The sequence below is a fragment of the Blastococcus sp. SYSU DS0669 genome, from assembly GCF_054050895.1.
The window spans coordinates 101,710-122,115 of record NZ_JBJHAE010000011.1 but is presented as its reverse complement, the minus strand read 5'-3'; the positions used below and the strand labels follow the sequence as shown (position 1 = coordinate 122,115).

The 20,406-nt window shown below is 71.2% G+C and carries 17 protein-coding genes, 2 tRNA genes and 1 other RNA gene; 7 read left to right on the top strand and 13 right to left on the bottom strand.

What is annotated here, in order from left to right:
* Window positions 1-133 precede the first annotated feature (133 nt).
* Window positions 134-229, bottom strand: an RNA gene (gene ffs / locus ACI792_RS13045) — signal recognition particle sRNA small type.
* A 223-nt stretch (window positions 230-452) separates the two neighbouring features.
* Between ffs and ACI792_RS13040 the strand changes: the two genes are divergently transcribed.
* Window positions 453-1,376, top strand: a complete 924-nt coding sequence (locus ACI792_RS13040; RefSeq protein ID WP_456602956.1) for a DMT family transporter — start codon at window positions 453-455, stop codon at window positions 1,374-1,376.
* Window positions 1,377-1,427: 51 nt separating this feature from the next.
* Here the strand turns inward: ACI792_RS13040 and ACI792_RS13035 are convergent.
* A tRNA-Ser gene (locus ACI792_RS13035) sits at window positions 1,428-1,512 on the bottom strand.
* Window positions 1,513-1,675: 163 nt separating this feature from the next.
* Between ACI792_RS13035 and ACI792_RS13030 the strand changes: the two genes are divergently transcribed.
* The 4 genes from ACI792_RS13030 to ACI792_RS13015 all read left to right on the top strand — a co-directional run bounded on the left by ACI792_RS13030 (window position 1,676) and on the right by ACI792_RS13015 (window position 5,943).
* Window positions 1,676-2,023, top strand: coding sequence for a hypothetical protein (locus tag ACI792_RS13030; protein WP_456580164.1), 348 nt, complete (start codon window positions 1,676-1,678; stop codon window positions 2,021-2,023).
* A gap of 18 nt (window positions 2,024-2,041) precedes the next feature.
* A complete protein-coding gene (locus ACI792_RS13025) occupies window positions 2,042-3,766 on the top strand; it encodes a serine/threonine-protein kinase (protein WP_456602955.1) in 1,725 nt (574 codons plus the stop codon).
* A gap of 619 nt (window positions 3,767-4,385) precedes the next feature.
* Window positions 4,386-5,711 carry a hypothetical protein gene (locus ACI792_RS13020; protein WP_456602954.1) on the top strand — a complete coding sequence of 442 codons (1,326 nt, stop codon included), beginning with the start codon at window positions 4,386-4,388 and terminating at the stop codon, window positions 5,709-5,711.
* 79 nt (window positions 5,712-5,790) lie between these two features.
* Window positions 5,791-5,943, top strand: a complete 153-nt coding sequence (locus ACI792_RS13015) for a hypothetical protein (protein ID WP_456602953.1) — start codon at window positions 5,791-5,793, stop codon at window positions 5,941-5,943.
* A 145-nt stretch (window positions 5,944-6,088) separates the two neighbouring features.
* On the opposite strand, the gene ACI792_RS13010 is transcribed toward ACI792_RS13015, so the two are convergent.
* The 4 genes from ACI792_RS13010 to ACI792_RS12995 form a co-directional block, all read right to left on the bottom strand.
* Complete coding sequence (locus ACI792_RS13010; protein WP_456602952.1) at window positions 6,089-6,424, bottom strand: hypothetical protein; 336 nt, start codon at window positions 6,422-6,424, stop codon at window positions 6,089-6,091.
* Window positions 6,425-6,561: 137 nt separating this feature from the next.
* Entirely contained in the window at window positions 6,562-6,915 is a 354-nt protein-coding gene (locus ACI792_RS13005) for a hypothetical protein (RefSeq protein WP_456602951.1), read from the bottom strand.
* Between the two features lie 164 nt (window positions 6,916-7,079).
* Window positions 7,080-8,681 (bottom strand): hypothetical protein, encoded by a 1,602-nt coding sequence (locus ACI792_RS13000; protein ID WP_456602950.1) that lies wholly within the window; start codon window positions 8,679-8,681, stop codon window positions 7,080-7,082.
* Window positions 8,678-10,951, bottom strand: coding sequence for a hypothetical protein (locus tag ACI792_RS12995; protein WP_456602949.1), 2,274 nt, complete (start codon window positions 10,949-10,951; stop codon window positions 8,678-8,680). Before ACI792_RS12995 ends, ACI792_RS13000 begins: the two co-directional genes overlap by 4 nt.
* On the opposite strand from ACI792_RS12995, the gene ACI792_RS12990 reads away from it, so the two are divergent.
* Window positions 10,910-12,163, top strand: coding sequence for a hypothetical protein (locus ACI792_RS12990; RefSeq protein WP_456602948.1), 1,254 nt, complete (start codon window positions 10,910-10,912; stop codon window positions 12,161-12,163). The two genes, ACI792_RS12995 and ACI792_RS12990, sit on opposite strands and share 42 nt — an antisense overlap.
* 27 nt (window positions 12,164-12,190) lie before the next feature.
* On the opposite strand, the gene ACI792_RS12985 is transcribed toward ACI792_RS12990, so the two are convergent.
* A complete protein-coding gene (locus ACI792_RS12985; protein WP_456602947.1) occupies window positions 12,191-12,580 on the bottom strand; it encodes a hypothetical protein in 390 nt (129 codons plus the stop codon).
* 140 nt (window positions 12,581-12,720) lie between these two features.
* Here ACI792_RS12985 and ACI792_RS12980 point away from each other — a divergent pair, with 140 nt between their 5' ends.
* Window positions 12,721-13,002 carry a hypothetical protein gene (locus ACI792_RS12980; RefSeq protein ID WP_456602946.1) on the top strand — a complete coding sequence of 94 codons (282 nt, stop codon included), beginning with the start codon at window positions 12,721-12,723 and terminating at the stop codon, window positions 13,000-13,002.
* A gap of 459 nt (window positions 13,003-13,461) precedes the next feature.
* Here the strand turns inward: ACI792_RS12980 and ACI792_RS12975 are convergent, their stop codons facing one another.
* The 6 genes from ACI792_RS12975 to ACI792_RS12950 all read right to left on the bottom strand — a co-directional run bounded on the left by ACI792_RS12975 (window position 13,462) and on the right by ACI792_RS12950 (window position 20,391).
* On the bottom strand, window positions 13,462-14,883 hold the full coding sequence (locus ACI792_RS12975) for a hypothetical protein (protein WP_456602945.1): 1,422 nt from the start codon (window positions 14,881-14,883) through the stop codon (window positions 13,462-13,464).
* 6 nt (window positions 14,884-14,889) lie between these two features.
* Window positions 14,890-17,064 (bottom strand): helicase HerA domain-containing protein, encoded by a 2,175-nt coding sequence (locus ACI792_RS12970; RefSeq protein WP_456602944.1) that lies wholly within the window; start codon window positions 17,062-17,064, stop codon window positions 14,890-14,892.
* Complete coding sequence (locus ACI792_RS12965) at window positions 17,061-18,011, bottom strand: DNA adenine methylase (protein WP_456602943.1); 951 nt, start codon at window positions 18,009-18,011, stop codon at window positions 17,061-17,063. Before ACI792_RS12965 ends, ACI792_RS12970 begins: the two co-directional genes overlap by 4 nt.
* Window positions 18,012-18,333: 322 nt before the next feature.
* On the bottom strand, window positions 18,334-19,635 hold the full coding sequence (locus ACI792_RS12960; RefSeq protein ID WP_456602942.1) for a hypothetical protein: 1,302 nt from the start codon (window positions 19,633-19,635) through the stop codon (window positions 18,334-18,336).
* A gap of 187 nt (window positions 19,636-19,822) precedes the next feature.
* A tRNA-Ser gene (locus ACI792_RS12955) sits at window positions 19,823-19,910 on the bottom strand.
* A 10-nt stretch (window positions 19,911-19,920) separates the two neighbouring features.
* Window positions 19,921-20,391 carry a nucleoside deaminase gene (locus ACI792_RS12950; protein WP_456602941.1) on the bottom strand — a complete coding sequence of 157 codons (471 nt, stop codon included), beginning with the start codon at window positions 20,389-20,391 and terminating at the stop codon, window positions 19,921-19,923.
* Window positions 20,392-20,406 lie beyond the last annotated feature (15 nt).

Below are 20,406 nucleotides of genomic sequence, written 5' to 3'. Positions count from 1 at the left end.
AGCCCGGTGCCGGCACCTCGTGGACCGGCACCGGGCTCACACCCCGGGTGCAGCAGGAACCCGATCGAGCCCTGGCCGCCGATGCGGAGGTCCGGCGAGGCCGTATCCGGCGGTGGCGACCGGCCCCCGGAAAAGCGAGGACCCCCCGCGCACCCGCCAGAGCCCGCTTATCCTTGCTGCCTTCCGGCCCTGGGGAGGTTCACAGGATGACGCCACACGAGGGGTCGCGCTCCACTGTAGAGGAAACCCCTCGGGCCGCGGACGCACGCCCCGCTACGCTGCCGCCCATGACGCTGTGGCCCCGTCCGGAGGCTCGCCCCGGGCGTGCGAGGGGCGGGGGGGACGGGGTCCTGTCACTTCCCCCGCCGCGCTCCTGACCCGGAGCCCGGCGGGCTGATCCGTCCCGCGCTCCGGGCAACGAGCCCCGTCCCGGCAGCCGCACCTGGAGCGTCATGTCCTCCCCGAGCACCACCGCGTCCCGTCGCGGCTTCTCCCTCGTCGTCCTGGCCGCGCTCTGCTGGGGCACCTCCGGCTTCAGCGGCTCGATCGTCGCCCGGCACAGCGACCTCGGCCCCCTCGACATCGCCTGGCACCGCATGGCGATCGGCGCGGTCGCACTGCTCCTCCCCTGGGCGCTCACCCGGCGCGGGGCCGCCCCGGCGCCGGCGGTCGGGCGTGGCACCACCGTCCGCCTGGCGCTGATCGGCGCCGGCCTGGCCTGCTACCAGCTGGCCTACTTCGCGGCGGTCGCGACGGCGGGGGTCAGCATCGCCACCCTGGTCGCGCTGGGGCTGGCCCCGCTGCTCATCGCCGTCGGCGCGACGGTGCTCGGCCACGGCCGCCCGGACGCGGCCACGGTCACCGCCCTCGTCGTCGCCCTCGTCGGGCTGGTCCTGCTCGTCGGCATCTCGGCCGGGGCGGACACCGGGACGGCGGTGCTGCTCGGCGCCCTGCTCGCCGTCGGCTCCGCCCTGGGGTACGCCGTCGTCACGCTGGCGGGGGCGGGGGTGCCGGCCGGGGTGCCGGTGACCCTCGTCGGCTTCGCCGGGGGTGCGCTGCTGCTCACCCCGGTCGCGCTCGCCACCGGCCTGCGGCTCACCGCCGACCCCGTGGCGCTGGGTGTGCTCCTCTACCTGGGCATCGTGCCCAGCGCGGTGGCGTACGCGATGTTCTTCACCGGGCTGCGCACCGTGCCGGGCGCGGTCGCCTCGATCGTCACGCTGCTGGAGCCGCTGACCGCGACCGCGCTGGCCACGCTGCTGCTGGGCGAGCGCCTGGCGCCGCTGGCGCTGGTCGGCGGGCTGCTCGTGCTCGGCGCGGTCGCGGGGCTCTACCTGCGCCGGCTGCGGCAGCCCGTGCCGACGGCGGGCGCCTGACCGCGGAGATGCGACGGGCCCCCGGCGTGTGCCGGGGACCCGTCGGTGCTGCGGAGGATGGGAGATTCGAACTCCCGAGGGGTTGCCCCCAACCCGCTTTCCAAGCGAGCGCCATAGGCCACTAGGCGAATCCTCCAGGTACGGCGTCGATGGTACCGGGCGCCCTCGCGCGGCTCGCCGGGACACCGCCGGGGAGGCCGGCCGCGGTGGCGTGCGGCATCCTCACCGCAGAGCGGTTGACCGGATGGCCGGCGGGGAAGGGCCTGCACCTGCGGGCCGCACAGGAGGAGGCGCAGGACATGGACGAGCACAGCGAGGTCCGGCCGGACGTCGTCGAGGCGATCGTCGGTGTGCTCAAGGGGGGCGACGCCGCGGCGCTGCCGGCCGGCGCCACCGCCGCGGAGAAGACCGCCGCGAAGGACCGCTACCTGTCCGAGTTCGCCGCCGAGCGCAGCAAGCGCGATCGCCAGGCGCAGGCCTGGGAGCTGCTGCTGACCCGCAGCTACGACGAGCCGCCCACCTGGCAGCGGATCTTCGACGACCTCGACGGCGACGTGCACACCGAGCTCGGCGGGCTGTACGACGTCCTGCCGGTCGGTGCGCAGGAGGAGTACGCACGTCGGTACGGCGTGCCCTCCACCGTCTGACCCGGCTGCCGCCCGTCGATGACCCGTCCCGCCACCGGGCCCGGCCGTCTCATCGCCGGCCGCTACCGGCTGGAGTCCCAGATCGGCGGCGGCGGGATGGGCACCGTCTGGCTGGCGCGCGACGAGCGGCTGGGCCGGCAGGTCGCGGTGAAGCAGGTGCTCTCGCCGCTGGGCGCCGACGAGCAGCTGATCGACGAGCAGCGGCAGCGGGCGCTGCGCGAGGGCCGGATCGCCGCCCGGCTCAGCCACCCGCACGCGATCTCGGTCTACGACGTGGCCCTCGAGGGCGGGGCGCCCTGGCTGGTCATGGAGTACCTGCCCTCCCGCAGCCTCGCGGAGGTCCTCGGCGCCGAGGGCGTGCTGCCCGCCGGCCTGGTGGCGCAGATCGGTGCGCAGGTGGCCGACGCGCTGGCGGCCACCCACGCGGCCGGGATCGTGCACCGCGACGTCAAGCCGGCCAACGTCCTGATCGGGGAGGGCGGTCGCGTCGCCGGCCTGGTCAAGATCACCGACTTCGGCATCTCGCACGCCAGCGGCGACGTCACCCTCACCCAGACCGGTCAGATCACCGGCACCCCGGCGTTCCTCGCGCCGGAGGTCGCCCAGGGGCACGAGATGACCGAGGCCAGCGACGTCTTCTCCCTCGGCGCGACGCTCTACACCTGCCTGGAGGGCCAGCCACCGTTCGGCATGCAGGACAACCCGCTGAGCATGCTCCACCGGGTGGCGGCGGGACGGATCACTCCCCCGCAGCGGGCCGGGGCGCTCACCGACCCCCTGCTGCGGATGCTCGCCGACGACCCCGGCGTCCGCCCGCCGATGACCGAGGTGCGCGACGAGCTGGCCCGGCTCGCCGCGGGACGGGACGGCGACCCGACGACGGTGCTCGTGGCCCGCACCGACCTGCGCCCGGCGGGCCCCTCCGGGACGGCGGTGCTCGCCGCGGGCGCCGCCTCCACCGCGCCACCGGCCTCCGCCGAGACGCCGGTGCCGATCCCGCCGGCCGCCCGCACACCCGTCCCGCCCGCCGCCCGGACCCCGCTGCCGCAGCCACCTCCCGTCGGGTCCGCCGCCGCGGCGCCCGCTGCGCCGGCAGCGGCCGTGGCGCCCGCCGACCGCCGCGGACGCCGCCGGGGACCGTGGGTGGCGGCCGGCGTCGGCGTCCTCGCGCTGCTGGCCGCGCTCGGGGTCTGGCTGGGCACCTCCGGCGGCGACCCCGACGCCACGGCCGCCTCGCCCACGTCGACGACGTCCGAGGCCCCCACCTCCAGCCAGGAGCCGGTGCCCACGGAGACCCAGCCGGAGGAGCCGGCTGCACCGGTCGTGCCGCCGCCGGCGGAGGAGGAGGTGGTGGTGGAAGGCGATGACGGCGAGGACGAGGGGAACGGCAACCGCGGGAACGGCAACGGCGGGAACGGGGACGACGGGGACCCGCTCACGGCGGACAACATCCGCGACTTCGTCGAGGACTACCACGAGCAGGTGATCGAGGACCCCGCTCAGGCGTGGGAGCGCACCGGCCCGACGCTGCGCGCGAACATCAGCCGCGCGGACTACATCAGGTACTGGGAGCAGTTCGAGGACGTGCGTCTCAGCGACATCCAGGCCGCGGACGGCGACAACACCGCGACGGCCACGATGGAACTGCGCTACGCCGACGGCCGCCGCGAGACCGGGCCGCACGTCTTCACGTTCCTGGTCCGGGACGGGCAGCTGATCCTGGACAGCGACTTCCCCGCCTGAGGGGCTCCCGGACGACGCAGCCCCCGCCCTCCCGGAACGGGAGGGCGGGGGCTGTTCCTGCTGGCGGGCCATCGACAGGATCCCCATCCACGCTGGTCAAACCCGTGGTTTCCTCAGTCGGTCAAGTCGGTCTTGCACACGGCTCTCCAACCGGTTTGCACGCCATCAGTACGCCAGTTCGACTCAGGGAGACGGCACTTCGAAGCCCCCCTGCGGGGTGTGGGTCAAGCGCGCGCTTGCAGCGCGGACGTCAACAGAACGAAGGGACCACGAACGCGTGGCAGGTCGGCACCAGCAGAGCAGCGTCGTAGTCCCAGCCTGTGCCGCAGGGGTCCTCGGACAGATCGCGAGCACCAGGGGGACTTCCCGCGACGAGACGCTGCGGCAGTTGCTGGAGCTCCACATAGGCGCCCAAGAGCAGCGATCCGAGGACGACCGGTTGACGCACATCTCAACGGTGTTGCGACACCCGCAGAAGCCACTGCCTCAGCAACCGGACTACCGACGCCGACTGCCTCTGCGACTACCCGAGGGACTGGCAGAGCGGGCACGACGCGTTGCGCTCGTCCTCCCGGGGCAGTCAGCGGGAAGGGCCCACCATGACTACCAGGCAAGACCGTTGACCGACGCCGTGGTCACGGCGATTGCGGTTGCCAGTCCCTTCTCTGACGACGTCCTGGAGGACCTGCGTCCTCTGTTGACCTATGCCGCTGCGAAAGGGTTGTGGCGCCTGGCTGCCGCGGCCAGCACCACGCGCGCTGAGCGTGAGGTCTTCCAACTAGCCGATAGCCCTGACGCGGCTCGGGCGCGACGAAATAGTCCACCGACTCCTGGCGACTCCACGGTGTTGCGGGCACAACGAATCGCGTTCGTACTGCGATACGAGGACGTGCGGTGGCACGCCGACTGGCGAAACATGCTGGCCCTTCGCTTGGCGCGAGGATTCCTCTCCGAGCCTGACAGCGAGCGCGCCCATGCGATGTTAGCTGCCCAGAAGAGTGACTGGGATTTATTTAGATCCGACCTCGAGAATGCTCATCCTTTCGACGGCCTGACTGGCGATCTCCAGGAGAAGGCACCCTATTTTGAAGGACGTGGGAGGACAGCGGTGTGGCGCGCCGAGCGCCAGATCGAACTGCAGGATCTACTGGATTGGCCGCTTACTCGGCCTTACGCTTCGAGCCACGCCCGAACCTCCACAGGGACTCACACGCCGCGCCGTCTCACCAAGACCGTGACACCGCCAGGATGGGACTTGACCATGCCTTCGGGATGGCATTCCATCGTACTCCCGTTCAACGCGCCCTTGCCCCAGGGATGGCAAGAGACATTGAAGCAGCGGCGATTGCTTCGACTGCGTTCCGGCGCAAGCCAGGCGCTTTGGCCAGTGATTGGGCCCCCGGGCCACATGAAGCCAGTACCCAATCTTGAAGTCGTGCTCGAGTCGACAGCCGGCATGACCGACGCGGACATCATTGAACTGCTGCTACTTGAGCTCGATTGCGAGCAGTTCGGTGGGGTTCATGTACCTGCCCGTGTTGCTCACCGCCTGGGCTTCATCAGTGAAGCGGAGCGTGACGAACTCATTCGAAGGACGCGGATCGTCAACCAGGCCGCCATGCAGGCAGCCCTGCAGGCGGTGGCCAGGGATGCGGATGAGCAGCACCTGGCCGCACTTCGGTCGGCCATGAACAGCCCGTCCCAGTTCCTGCGGTTGATCGGTCGAGAACTACTCATCCAGACACCAACATGGCGATGGGCTGTCGGGTCCCTCGCGGACGCGGTGGCCGGAGGGGCGACTCCTGCGGCCCTGCGATGGCTCACCGGATACGTGCAACGAGGCCGAAGTGGAGCTCTGTCGGCGTCCATGCAGACCGCTTGGGACGAGGCTTTCCGCGCTGCCCGGGAGTCTCTCTCGACGGATGTGCGACATCCACCTTACTAGGGGCCCCTCCTAGCCCCGCGACGCTGGACTCAGCACGGATCGGCCCGCCGAGGTGGGTCGCAGCATCCAGGAGGCCAGCGTGGGCAAGCACACGGACGACGGTCGGCGGGAGAACGGCGATTCGGAGAGGAGGGTGAACCTGCAGAGGCTAGGTCGGCTGGCGGGGGCGGCGATGCGTGTGGCCGCGGGCCAGTTGCTCGCCTGGCTGGTGCGGGACTGGCTGGGTAGCTGACCAGTCGCTACCGCGGGGATGACAGCGTGGATGCGCGCATAACTCGGCCGCGCTGGACCGTGGCTCGCCGAAGCTCCAGCGGCGCACCGCACACATGCAGAAGGGGCCGGCTCGTGAGGGCCGGCCCCTTCTGTTCGATCATGAGCTACGACGCCGGTCGCATTTCCTCGACCGGCCCCGACCGCTCCCGACAGATCCGGCAGACGTCGGGGGCGGGGTTCTCCACGGAGTGGAGCCGGGCTGCGTCAGTGGTGACCCACTCGTCCTGATGCCGCTCCCAGAGGCGCGGGTAGGACTTGCGTAGTGCCTCCTCTGTGTCGTGAACCGCCTGCCAGAGGAGGTCACCGCCCGGCAGGTCGTGAGCGGTGTGCTCGATGGCGGCGACCGAGAGCCGTTCGCGTTGGGCCAGGAGGCGCCGCCGCAGGTAGTCGTACAGCGGTTCGGGCTTCTGCGAGCCCGGGTCAGGTGGATTGGAAGGCATCGTGTGCTCCGTGCCGATCGGCGTCCTCGGCACCCGTCTCGTCGGTGCCGGGTGACGCGGACGGGGCCGGACCCCGTCCGCATCACCCCTGGGCGCGCACTGCCAGATGACAACCCGCGCGGTGCCCCGGCCGGTGCTCAGTCCCTCAGCCAGCTCAAGATGAGCCGCGCCTCATGGGCCAGGTTGGACAGCCGGGCCTCGAGCCTGCCGAGTTCGCGCGCGCAGTCGAGCGAGCGGTCGGTCCTGTCGCACTGCTCGCAGGCTCCGGGGATCCGCTCGAGGCGCGCCAGCAGCAGCTCCGCTGCAGCGCGCAGCGCGGCGAACTGCTGCGGGCCGGGCCCCCAAGACAGCGGGAGAGGCAGCCGTCCGGTGGGCAGCCCGAGGATCTCTGCGGCCCGGGACAGCATGGCCCGGTCCGACAGCATGGCGATCCGGTGCGAGGGCCACGGCTCGTGGCGGTCGGCGACGGACAGGAAGGGGAGCACGGACATTCCGGCACCTCCAACGATGGCGACCCTTCCGGGCCGCGGCGGGCGATCCGCACGACCATCAGTGCCGGCGCAGCTCGCTGCGACATTCGCCCAGCGGACAACGCTCGTGCAGCAAGAAGCGCCCCCGACCATGAGGGGTCGGGGGCGCTCCTTGCTGCACGGAGCTACGCGGCCTCGGTGCCGTCGTCCAGGTACTCGTCGAAGTGGCTGAAGTCGATCTCGCGCCAGCCGTAGAACTCGGGGTCGGGCTGCAGCAGCGGGTCCTTGCTGCTGCCGGCTTCGGCGTTCCACTTGCGGGCCACACGCAGGTTGTACGCAGCGGTCACGATGGCCAGCATCAGTGCGGTGCGAGCGTGGCCAGCAACCTGGATCCACCCGCGGGTCACGTTCTCTGTGTTGCGGTTCTTGAGGTTCCCGAACACGCCCTCGATGTGGGTGCGGCGGGCGAAGGACCGGATCCACTCCACGCTTCCCCAGTAGTACCGCTGCCGGACCTTCGGTGTGACGGATCCGGGCAGGGTGACGGTGCGCTGCGTGCAGATCTGCGGCGCGCCGTCCGGGTCCGGCGGGTTCTCGATGGTGGGTACCTGACCTGCGGGCAGGTGCATGCTCAGGTCCTTGAGCGGGCAGCGCACCTGCCCTGCGGCGGCCGGGCACTCGTACCGCTCCTTGCCCTTGCGGTCGGGGCCGGCGACACGGCGGCAGGCGTACGCGCGGCGCGCCTCGATCCGGGTGACGAACTCGCGTGTCTGTCGCTCGGTCTCGGATTCCGGCTTGTCGTCATCCGCAGAGGGCAGGGTGTCGAGGTCCGTTCCGTCGGGGAGCTTGAGGTGCTGCGGCCGGGTGATGTCGACCAGTTCGTCAGGCAGACACGGGCAGTGCGGCGAACCGGCGACGACGCGCATGCCGTTGTAGTCGCGGACGCCGTGGTCGTTCTTGTGCAGATCGACGACCTGCTCGATGCCCAGCTCGCGGATGGGGAATGCCCACCGCTCGGGCAGCTTGTAGGACCAGGCGCGGTCGACGATCAACGTGTTGATCGGGTAGCCCTCGGCCAGCATGCACTTGATGAGCGGCAGGGTGCTGTCCGGCTCGTCGCTGGACGCGGGCCAGAGGACGCAGCGCTCGACGACGTGGGGATAGGGGGCGGTATCGCCGACCTTCTGCACGCGCGCGAACGCGTAGAGGTCGTAGCCGAAGAACATCTCCTTCTCGCCGTTCTTGGCCGTCTTGTACCCCCACTGGGCGTCCCGGTCGAGGCTGTCGTCGCCGGAGCGAGCCCAGGACCACAGGCCGGTGGCGTCCAGGGCATAGTCGCCGGTGGGGGCCAGGTCGATGGGCTTGGAGGCGTCGACCAGGCGGTCGATCACCGACTGCAGAAGCTGCCCGCGCTGCAGACGGAGACCTTCCTCCAGGTCCGGGTGTGACCCCGGCAGGAAGCCGAGCCGGTCGCCGATCTGGTTGAACATGTTCTCGATCGGACGACGTGTGATCGTGCGCTCGGTGCCGTGCTTGTCGCGGTAGCGGACGCCGAGTTCCCGCTGCATCTCCACGCTGATCCGCTGGGTCAGGACGCGGTGGATGTTCTCGTAGGTCATCGCCGGCGCGTGCCAGCAGGCGAGCAGCGTTCCGGTCAGCGCCGTCTCCACGGACAAGCGACTCGGTGTGCCCCGTCCGTCAGGGCTGAGCACGTTCGCCAGGTCCTGGCTGACATCGGCGCGACGAGCCCACTGGCGAGCGCGTCGGACTTCGCTGTTGCGGATCATCGAGTACCTCCTACGAGCTGGATGAGAGCGCCCGGCTGCGCCTGAAGCAGCCGGGTGGCGGTGTCGTCGTCGGGCAGGGGGGCGTACGGCAGCAGGTCGACCAGCGGCCGCGCGGAGCGCAGACCGGCGGCCTGCAGCAGCACCGCGAGGGGCACCGGGGCGGACAGCAGCGCCGCCAGCCAGGTGGTACGCAGCCGAGCCACCTCAATGGCGACCTCGCTGCCGTCGGCGGTGACGGCGTTCTCGAAGGCGACGGTGCTGACGTTGCTGCGCGTCGGCTTCTGACCGAGCAGAAGGCCGGTCTTGCCGCGCCGTTCGGCCAGGTGCAGCTGGACGGCCTCGTGCAGCAGGGGGGCGTACTCGGCGCGGATCACGACGGTGCGCGGCCGTGCACCACGCACCCGCACGCAGGTGGCATCAGTGCCGTCGGGCAGCTTCCGTACGAAGACGTCGCAGCCGCGGACCCAGCGCAGGTCGTGGCCGTCGAGGCCGCCGCCGTAGCCCAGCGCGACTACTGCCGACAGGGCACGGCGGCGTCCCCGGGTCGGCTGGTTGCGCGCCAGCCTCACATGCTGGGCCTGCTCGGCCCGCGTGTACGGCGGCCGCACCGGCCGGTAGGGCAGCTTGGCGGGAGCGGGGCCGGGGCGGGCGGCGACGAGGGCGGGTCGGATCTCCGACCGGCGAGTGGCACGGGTTCCCGGCCGCGCGTCCTGCTGCCCCTCATGCTCGTACTGCCGGAACGTGACCTCGTCCAGGACGAGTTCAGCGAGGGAGAGCGGGTCGCCACCGAACTGCGACGCCGTCCACGTCAGGTAGTGGGCGAGGTGGCTGCCGAGGACCTTCGCCTTGCTGGGCGTCTTGGGTGCTGCGGCGATCATGATCCTGCGCGCGAGGTCTTCTACCTGTCGCCACAGCCCGGCGTCGACGTGCTTGGGCGTGTAGTCGGCGATGGCGCCCTTCACGTCTGGGGACAGCTGCCGCCAGCCCTGGAGCTCGGTCAAGGGGGTGGCCAGCAGGAGCGGGTCCGCGGCCGCCTGCTGCTGCTGGTGAGCGGCCTTCGCGGCGCGCAGCAGAGCGGCTCGGCTCAGCCGCTGCGGCATCGTGCCCGCGGCGGGGGTCGTGGGTGTGCCGGGAGTGAGCATCGACAGCGCCTCCGGAGCCGCCGACGCGGGCACGTCCCGTAGCGCCCTGACGACGTCAGCCGACTCGGCGGCGACGGTGCTGCGGCCCCGCCTGATGGCATTCGCCGCGAGGACGGGTGACTCGGGCAGCAACGGCAGCAATGCGTCCAGTCGGATCCCGATCAGCGGCCGGAACGGCGTCACCGCCGCGCCGACCACGGACAGCGGGGTGTACGCGCGCTGGTGCGCGAGGAGCCACGCAGAGAGGGCCACCTCGTCGTCCAAACGGTCCCCGACGTCCGGCAGCAGCGGTTCGTGCCGGGCCAAGCCCTCGACGGCTCGCCGCAGCAGGGGGACCGCGTCGGTCAGCACGGCGACGGCGCGGTCACCGACCCGGACCACGCCGGCGGCCGCGTTGACGTCTGCGACGATCACCTGGCCGGCAACCACCCCGGGAAGCGGGATGCCGAGCTGCAGCGCAACCGCCGCTGCGGCCCGCCTGCCGGCCTCCCCCGGCGCCAGGCAGGAGGCCATAACCGCGGCCACGGGCCACAGGTCGACGGGCTTCTTCGCCGGCGGCCGATGGGCGTCGACCTCCCGGCTGTGCTCCGGCGGCCGTCCCGCAAGTCCGCGCATCATCCTTCGCAGGCAGGCCCCGCGGGTGGCGCGAGTCGACACGGACTTGCCCTCCCGCGCCAACTGCTCGCAGTGAGCTTTGATGGCCTCGTCGGTCAGCAGCGCGCGCAGATCCGGCGGCCTGGTGCGGTCCCAGTCGGTGGATCGCCGGAGGAACTGGCACAGGTAGGAGGCGAAGCCCTTGACCGACTCCGAACTGACGGGATTCGCCTTGAAGACGGCCTCTTCCACCCCCTGCCGGGCAAGGAGCCACTCGCGTCCGCTGAGGCAACTCGGGGTGTAGCTGGCAAACCGATCCCGCTTGGCGATCTCGGATCGACGCGGGTCTGCGCCGTCGCGGCCCGGAGTGGGTCTCGGGCGTTCGCCGGGGTTCTGACGTGGTGACATGCCGACCCCGACGCGCGCCCAACCGACCCACCAACCGATCCGTTCATCGCGCAGCGGCACGATGAACAGGGGGAAATAAGCGGGATGGTTGCCGGTGCCGGGTTCGCGTCCCGTCGGGGGCGCCACAGACGGCGTCCCCGACGGCTGCAGGCCAGAGGACAGCTCGTCCTACGAGGTATCCGCATTGCCGGCCGCCCGGACGCGTACCTGGCGCAGCCGCAACGGTTCGGGCAGAGAAGGAACCAGGCCTCCTGGGCACTGCCCGCGGACGAGATCTCGCGCCTTGCCTCGCCACGCTCCAAGCGCGCGAAAGAGCGGCTGGACGACCTCCTGTCCGACCTGCTGGCAGCAGCCACCCAGGACGGCTTCGCCTGGGGCGTCCTGACCGGCTTGAAGGACGCCGGCCTGACCCTTGAACGGGGGTGCGACCGCTTCGAACTGCCGTACACGTCCATGCAGCGTGTGGTGCACGGCGAATCGTGGATGACCGCGGACGACCACGCCGAACTGATGCAGCTGGGCCCCAACGACCAGACGACGAATGTGACATTCAAGCGCGTCACGGCAGTCCGCAATCGGTTCCTCGAAACACGCCGCAGGGCTAGATCAAGACGGCGAGACGACGGTCATCACTTCGAGCCGGGAAGGTTGCGTGTCGCCGGCGGCCGCGGGTGGCGCTTCTCGGACCAGGTGACCGTCCCCCGTGACGATGTCCTGGGTCGACCCCATGTCGTCCGCGCCGGCGGTGCTGTTGATCACCGCCTGCCGCCTCTACACCCCCGAATCGAGCGGGACCTGCACGGCTACGCGCAGCGTCACCCTCGACAGCTGTACGAGTCGTTGCTGCTTCGGCCTTCCGAGAACTCAGCAGCCCGCCAGGTAGCTGGCGACCGTGCCCGGCGCGATCTGCTTCGCCTCTACCGGGAGGCGCGTGAAGGGCTTCCCGCATCAGAAGAACCGGTCGTGAGTCTCCGGATCTGGTTGGGGGTCCCCTCTTCGTGGACCACCGTGCGAGCGGACGAAGACGGGGACTTGACGTGGGAGGCGGAGCCCAGCCGCCTGGTTGGTGTGGCCGTCGACGGCGTGTTCGGTCCGGAGGGGCTGGAGGCGAACGTGCAGTTGGAGACGGCCTGGCTCGCAACCGTGTTCGCCGAAGGTCTGGCGGACGTTGACGGTCGGCTCGTCCTCGGCGTGACCAGAAGGGAGGCCCCGAGCCGGCCGACGCACGTCGCGGTGCTGGGCATCGGGCGAGGCATCACCGACGACCTCGTTCCACAAGCGGTCGAGGTGGAGCTCCGCTGGGACGAACACGGCGTACCGCACCTGGCCCCGCGGTAGGGCTCAGTGCGGGAGTCGGCCCGGTCGCTACCGCGCGTGGCGCGCTGGGCCCCGGGAGCGCCGGCTCGTGACTCCTAGCCCGGTCGCCGGTTGTGCAGCGGGCTGCTGCACGGTCGCGCGGCCGGCGAGCTCGGCCAGCAGCGCCTCGAGGCTGCCGTGGTAGCCCGGCGCCCGGCAGCGGAACGCCGGCACGTCGACCGCGGCGAGGTCACCGGCGGCGAGCAGCACCGGCACCGCGACGTCGAGCAGGTGCGCGTCGCTGACCTCGTGAACCGATGGCCCACCCGCGACGAGCACCTGCCGCCAGCCGCAGGCCGGGCAGCACACCTGATCGGCCCCGGAGTCGTCGACGTCCCAGGTGTCGGTGTGCCCGCCGTAGGCGTCAGCGATGACCACGATGGCGTGGATGGCCGGCATCTGCGCGACCTCGGTCGCTCCGAGTACCGGATGCCGGCGCCACGTTGACGGCTCGCCCACACCCGCCAGCCAAGCAGCCGCCGACCCGCCCCAACAGGTCCACCGTCCCCGCGCGCGGCGCGGTTCGGGATGATGTGGACATGCCCGCAGCCGAAGGCAGTGCGGACCGTGCGCGCCAGGCCTTCGAGCACGCTGTGGCCCGCGAACACGACGCGATCGCCGTCCACGAACGGGCCGCGCACCTGCACGAGGAGCTCGCCGCGCAGCTGGACGAGGCGGCCACCGCCGAAGCAGAGCCGGAGCGCGCGGCGGACCTGACGGCGCGGGCCGCGGCAGAGCGCACGCGGGCCCAGGAGGCCCGCCAGCGGGCCGCCGGAGCACGCGACCGGCTGGCCGCGGAGGGGGTGTCGGAGGTCCCGTAGCGTGCCGTGCGGGCTTGGCCAGTCGTCCAACGGGCCGCTGGACAACTGCGGCTCGCCCGGCGTCGGAGGAGGGCGAGTTCCCAGCCCGTTGGGGAACTCGTCCCACAGGCTGCGGGACGATCACGCAACAAGCCGTTGCGTGATCGAGCGAGGCCGCGGCTACAGCACGCCGATGGAGATGCGCGCGGCCCGCGAGACCCACATCAAGGTGTCCACGCGCGGCCACAGCTCCCCATTGAGCGCGCCACAGCGTCGCCTGCCCGACGCCGGCCCGCCGGGGTGTGCACATCGGGCTGCGGCACGAGACCCTCGAACGCATCGCCGCGCAGAAGCCCCTCGCGGCCACCGGGGCGCCCGGCATGTCCAAACGACACCCCGGTGATCTGCTGACCACACACGGCGACCGAGGGCCCGGGTGCTGGCCGGGCCCCACGCGCGGTCGTGCCGGCCGCCAGAGCGTCAGCGAGGCGGCCAGCGGGGCGGCTCCGGTGGCATCGCCGAGGGCCGGATCCCGAGGGCCAACTGCGCGTGCGTGCGCAGCACCTCGCTGCCAATGCCGACCGGCAGGCTGGCGTAGTTGTGGGCCAGGGCCACCGGGATGACGGCGTCCTGGTAGAGGCGCGTCCCGACCGCGTCCAGGAAGTCCAGGGTCGACCGGAGGGTGGGGTAGGCCGACAGGTCCACCACGCCGCGGTCGTCGGTCACGGTGCCGCCCGAGAGCCGCGGCGCGGAGAGGACGTGAACCCGCCCGTCGCCGGTGCGGTACACGAACCGACGGCCGAAGTCGGTGTCCTTGCCGTAGGCGCTGGCCGGTCCCGGGACGACCCAGCGTCGCAAGTACCCATCGGGCAGCGAGAGCAGGGTGCCGGGCGGCAGCAGACCGAGGGTCGCCAGCTGCCGGGCGTGGTCGACGAGCGGGCCGGTCTTCTGCAGGCCGAGGATCGGAGGGCTCACCCAGCCCTTGCGCACCACAGAGGCGTGCACCGCCTGCAGGAACCTCTCCGCGTGCCGCTTCAGGTCAGCGGCCTCGCCGTTCACCGACAGCGGCCCGTCGAGGACGAAGGCCGTGTGCTGGTACTCGGTGCCCCCGGCGAAGCACCGGACGAACCACAGGAAGACGAGCACCTCGACGACGCCCATGAGTCGGCCCAGGGCGAGCAGGTTGCTGCCCTCGAGCGCCACCTCGTTGTGCAACTGCAGGACGTCGATCGGGTAGATCGGCTTCCGGCAGCCCGGGCAGGGCAGGGGATCGACGCCGACCATGTGCGGGCCACGGAGATCGCAGGACGGGCACTTCGGCACCGACAGCTCCGGGGCCGGCCTGTCGGGCGTGCCGGTCCAGACATGACGCAGCACGTCCAGCAGTGAGGCGAGGTCGTTCTCGCTGTCCCCCATGCGCGGGACCCGGAAGGTCGTGTCCACGGCTTCCCGGAAGGCCGACTTCTGGTCCTGCCCGTCCCGGTAGTTGATCACCGAGGTGGGAATGACGTTCTTCAGCACGTACCCCACCGAGGCCCGGCCGATCTCGCGGGGGTCCACGAACCGGTCGGCCGGTGGCGCGAGCATCCGGCGGAGATCGACGTGCGCGACGGCGACCTGCAGGTAGCCGACGCGGGCCGCGGGGAAGTCTGGGAGCACCTCGACCTCGGCCGGGCTGCCGTCCACAGCAACGGCCCGTGTTGTGGACCGGCCCCTGTCCGGCAGTTCGGCGCCGGTCGTGCGCAGGCCGATGACGTCGTCCTCGATGGCCTCGCGCGAGGCGGCGCGGTCGGGCATGTTCATGCCGCGCAGCGCAGCGGTGACGGCCGGATCGGCGACCAGCCCACGCATGTTCAGGCGGTCGGCGCGCTCCTGCCCGCCGGAGGGGGTGTCGTACGACACGTCGGTCTACCGCCAGCCGTCGAGGTCGCCGCCGAACAGGTCGTCGCGGTGCACCGGCGCTGCGGGGCCCAGCGCGTCGCCGGAGGGCAGCCCGGCCGGGACCACCTGCGCGGCCTCGGCCGTGGTACGGGCGGCGTCGATCATGGCCGCATCGAACTTGGCGATCTGCACCGGGACGATGTACCGGCCGCTCATCGTCTTCAGCCGGATAAAGCCGCGGTCCTCGCTCCCCCGGATGGCGTCGCCGAAGGACTCGAAGTCGTAGTACTTCGACAGCTCGTTGACCTCGTGCTTGCTGTTGAGGTGCGCGACGATCCAGTTGTAGGTGTTGCTCAGGACCTCGTCGGCCACGGAGCGCACCTCCTGGGTGGCGTACATGAGGCCGATCTTGAGCTTGCTCGCGGTCCGCGCGAGCAGCACGTACGGGTCCCGGTCCTGGCTGTTGAACTTCGACTTCTCGAAGAGGGTGTGGGCCTCCTCGATGACGATCTGCATCTTCGGGGGCGCCTCGTTGCGTCGGAACGCCTCACCCCCACGGTCGAGCACGTGAAGGATGATCCGCTCCGAAATCGCCTGGAGCACCGACTGCGTACCCCGGGACAGCTCAACGATGATGATCTTGCCCTCGACGAGCTCGTCGTAGATGTCGATGGCGAAGTTGCCCCGGGCGTTCGGGTTGTGGAACGGTGCGACCTCGCGCATTCGGGCGATGCCGGCCCGGTTGGTGCCCGACTCGAACACACCCATGACCGCCTGGGTGGCCTCGGCCCGCAGCCAGTACGCGATCGTGCCGTCCTGGGCAGAGGAGCCCTCGTCCTTGTGCTCCACCAGCCACTGGCAGACCTTGATGAGATCCTGGCTCGTTGGAATGCGGACCAGGCCCTTCACCTGCGTGCTCGAGATGATGCGGGCCCCGGTGTCGGCGACGATGCGTTCGGCGATGGGCGCCTTCATCTTCAGGTCGAAGGAGAAGCCCCGCGGGACGGCGAAACCGGCCTTAGCCAGCAGCGCGTAGAAGAACATGCGCGCGCGGTAGATGTGCTGCTTGGCGCTGTCGAACTCTCGCTCGTTCGCGTAGTCGCCCTGGTCGGGGTCGGCCAGCTCGGCGCTGACGAAGCGGGTGATGTACCGGACGTTGGTCGCGCCGGCGAGGAGGACATCCGCGATGAGCTGCCGGGCCGGCTCGAGCATCTCCGGGTCGAAGAAGTTTAGCTGCAGCGCCCGGCCGGACTCACCGGCCCGCAGGCCGTAGCGGTAGATGCTGACGTACTCGGCACCCAGGTCGGCCAGAGCGGTGCCGTCCTGCTGGTTGACGTTGGCGTACTCGCCCTGTGGGTCGAACAACAGTTGTCCGATGCGCTCCCCGTTCTCGCTCGCATGCCGGAACACCGCCGTGGTCAGGGTCTTCACGGTGTTGGACTTCCCGGTGCGCGTCATGCCGAAGATGGCGGTCTTCTGCTCGATGAAGTCGCCCACGCGGACGGCGACCGGCACCTCGTGCTCGTGGCGCAGCTTCGCGCGCCGGCGGGTGCTCGCGTACCGGACGTGGCCGATCGGCAGCAACTGCGGGGCGGAACTCCTCTCCGCCTCCGCTTCGGTGACCGACGGGTAAGAGGCGATGATCTCCAGGGCCGCCGCGGAGGGCTTGAACACGCGGTAGGACGTGGCGGCGTAGAGGTTGTCCAGGTCACTGCCGAAGGCGAGGTACTCGACGCCGTTTCCGGTGACGTCGGCGTAGAAGGTGCCCAGGATGCGGCACCGCAGGCCGCTGTACTGCATCCGGTCCCGGGTGAGGTTGTCGATCGGCACCGCGGACGACTCGAGAGTCACGGCTGCGGGGTCCGGCGCGGCGTCGCCCCAGACGGCCTCGTGGCGAGCCGCCGCCTCGCGGATCTCGGTGAGCTCGGTCTGGCGCGGGATCGGCGCGGTGCCCTCGACGCGCAGGAGCAGGACCTCGTCGTCGTCATCATCACCGGCCGGCACCCCGGCCTGCCGGACGGTCGCGAGCAGGAAGCAGAACTCGGGGATGCCGCCGGCCGCCCGCTTCCAGGCGTCGTTGGTGACGACGGTGGCGCCGCGGAAGTCGATGTCGAAGATGCGGCCGACGTCGACCCCGTCGAGCAGGTCGTTGAGGGGACTCGCTTCCGCCTGGGCCCGCGCGGATCCGATCGGCATGGTCATCGAGTTCGGGTTCCTCTCAGGTACCCGTCGGGGGCGACGGGGAGGTTCGTGACGACCAGCTCCTGGGTGCCCCGGCGGCTGCTGTGGGCGTTGTAGCGCAGGTCGATCAGGTGGACGCGGGCACCGTAGGCACCGGTACCGACAGAACCTGTTCCGCGCGTCACACGAGCTCCCGCCGCGGACGACAGCGCGAGCGGAGGCAGCGGGGTGAAGGCTGAGCGGTACAGCTGCTCGACCGCCGGGTGTGCGTCGTACGAGAGCAACCACGTGTCCGGCGAGTCGACGAGGTAGTCGCACAGCTTGAGGTGGTCCTTGTTCACGAAGGACCGGCGGTACAGCGTCGCGGCCTTGTCCCAGAACGGCGGGTCGAGGTACACGAGCGTGTTCTCGCGCCCGTACCGGGCGGTCGCCCAGGCGATCGTCTTCTCGTAGCTTCCGCGGCGCACGGCGGCGATGCGGCCGGACTTCGCGAGCGCACCGACCGCCTTCAGCCGCCGGATGATGGTCGGCTTCGTGAAACGGCAGTCGATCGGGTTCGGTCCGGTCTGGGCGCGGCCGCCGATGGGCCCGGACCTGCGATGCAAGATCCCGCTGAAGCTCGTGCGGTTGAGGAACAGCGCAGCGAGCGCCTTGTCCTTCTGCCGAGTTCCCGGGTTCGCCTTGAACCGGTCCCACGTCTCCAGGGTCACCGGGACCTGCTCGACCGCGTCGATCAACCAGGCCGTGTTGTCGCAGGCCACCTTCCAGAAGCTGTAGAGCAGGTCGTCACGCTCGCCGAGCACCACCCGCTCGACCAGGCCTGCGGCGGCGAGGTGCAGGCTCACCGACGCGCCGCCGGCGAACGGCTCGACGAAGGTCTCGATGGGCTCCGGCTGCGCGCGCAGCAGATCGGCGAAGAACGGCACCAGTTGCCGCTTCGCCCCGGGGTAGCGGAGCGGGCTGGACAACGTGACCCGGTGCAGCGGATCTCTGCGGACCCTGGGCGGTGCCCCGTCGGCCCGTGCCAGGCCGGCGGTCGCCGCGGCGCCGGTAGGGCCAGGGGCGGCGACGGTCGCCGGTCCATCCGCTGCCGATTCCCTGACCGTCGCCGGCTCACGGGAACTGATCGGGGCTGATGGCACAGGGGCAGTATCAGGGCCGGTGCCGACGAGACGAACGCGGAGCGGTGGTGTGTCGTCTCGCACGGGGAAACCGGCCGGGGCGGGGCGGCTGCTGGCGCCGGCGCTCATGCACGCCCGAAGCCGCCGGTCGGGGGGAGGATCCCGTGCGCTAGGCGGTGATCCGCGGCTCGGCGAACCCCGACCGCGAGTAGTGCACCAGCCACCCGGCAGAGGTGACGACCGTGGTCCTTCGACGCCGGTCCGACTCGTCGATGCTGCTGTCCACCAGGTTGGCCTGCTCCAGGTTGCGCACGTGCGGTCGCAGCGCTTGAGACGAGTCGTACCCGAAGAGCGTGAAGTCGCTGGGACTGGACTCACCGCCCAGCTCGATCAGCTTGTCGAACACCCGCCAGGCCACCGGGGTCAGGCTTCGTGCGGCCTCCTGCTGCTTCTCGGCCTGGCCCTTGAGCCAGGCCTCCAGGAGCGCGAGCTTCTCTTCCGGCTCGACCGGGAGCTCCCCCTCCTCCAGCAACCAGACGGCGAAGTCCTGGCACAGCTTCAGGGTGTTGCGCAGGTTGCCGTTCATGACCCGGTAGATCCGGTCGAAGCCGGTGCCGTCGACCGGCGGGTTGGCGCCCCGGCGCACCGCGTAGGCGTCGATGCGCGCCTGGATCAGCGAGGGCATCAGGCCGGAGGGCAGGGGGCTGAGCTCGATGGGCTCGGTCAGAACGCCCTGGAGCCTCTGCGACGAGACGGTGCTCCGCACGATCCCGCGCGCTCCGCAGAGGATCCAGCGCAGTCCGGGCATCCGGAACACCGTGTCGCGCACGGCCTCCAGCAGCTGCCGCGCCTTCACGCTCGTCTCCAGGAGCTCCAGGTTGTCGAGGACGCAGACGAAGCCGCCGCTCCTGGCGTCGGGGAAGGCGCCGCGCAGCCAGCTCCGGACTAGCTCGTAGACGCCCTGCTCGTTGAAGCCGGTGGACTCGTTCGGTGAGCGAGCCCCTCCGAGGGTGAACCCGGCGACCCCGCCCTGGCCCTCCCGGTACTCGGGCGCCGAGAGCCAGCGCCGCACGGCGCCGAGGTCGGGCAGCCGGCGGTCGGCGTACTCGAGCATGTCCTTGTTGTCGATGAAGGCCTGCAGCACCCGCAGAATGACCTGCCGCTCGAAGGTCTGCTGGCTGTCGTTCGGCGCGAGCTGCAGGGGGTCACGGAGCGGGATCAGCAGCTGCGTGGTCTCACGGCGCTTCCAGGACTCCAGCATCCGGTAGCCCGCGACGGCCGCCAGGCTGGTCTTCCCGACACCGTTGTCGCCCTCGACGGTCGGGTGGGTGTCGGTGTTCGCCACGCGGAGCATGAGCTGACGCAGCTCCCTGGTCCGGCCGACCAGCAGCTTCTCGCCCTCCTCGGTCGGCGGCACCGGCGTGGTCGCGTACGGGTTCTGGCGGAACCCGTACTCCATCCAGAGGTCCACGCGACTCCCCCGTTCCGGTCCTGGTTGGCGCCACACGAGGGTACGGGACCGCTCCTCCCGGGCCGGTCCGCCGCGGGAGGCGGGGACGCAGAGCCCGCCACGCTAGGTGCCCGGGACGAGAAAGGCCGGCTCCGGAAGGAGCCGGCCTTTCTGTCGATCGTTCGGGCTTCTTTCTGTCGAAGCCCCCTGGCGGTGGCGGTGGGATTTGAACCCACGGAGGCTTGCACCTCACACGCTTTCGAGGCGTGCTCCTTCGGCCGCTCGGACACGCCACCGCCGAAGAGACTACAGGCCCCGCTGACGGCGGAAGAAGGCACGTAGCAGCGCGCCGCACTCCTCGGCCCGCACCCCGCCGGTGACCTCGGGCCGGTGGTTGAGCCTGCGGTCGCGGACCACGTCCCACAGGGATCCGGCCGCCCCCGCCTTCGGGTCGTCGGCCCCGTAGACCACCCGCGCGACCCGCGACAGCACGCTGGCGCCGGCGCACATCGTGCACGGCTCCAGCGTGACCACCAGCGTGCAGCCCGCCAGCCGCCAGCCGTCGCCGTGCGCCCGCGCCGCCGCGCGCAGGGCGAGCACCTCCGCGTGGGCGGTCGGGTCGCCGAGCTTCTCCCGCTCGTTCGCCGCCTCGGCGAGGACCGCCCCGTCCGGCCCGAGGACGACGGCGCCGATCGGGGTGTCCCCCCACTCCTCCGCGGCGGCCGCGAGCTCCAGCGCCCGCCCCATCGCCGCGTCGAGCTCCTCCCCCGCGATCATGGCGCGGGAACCACT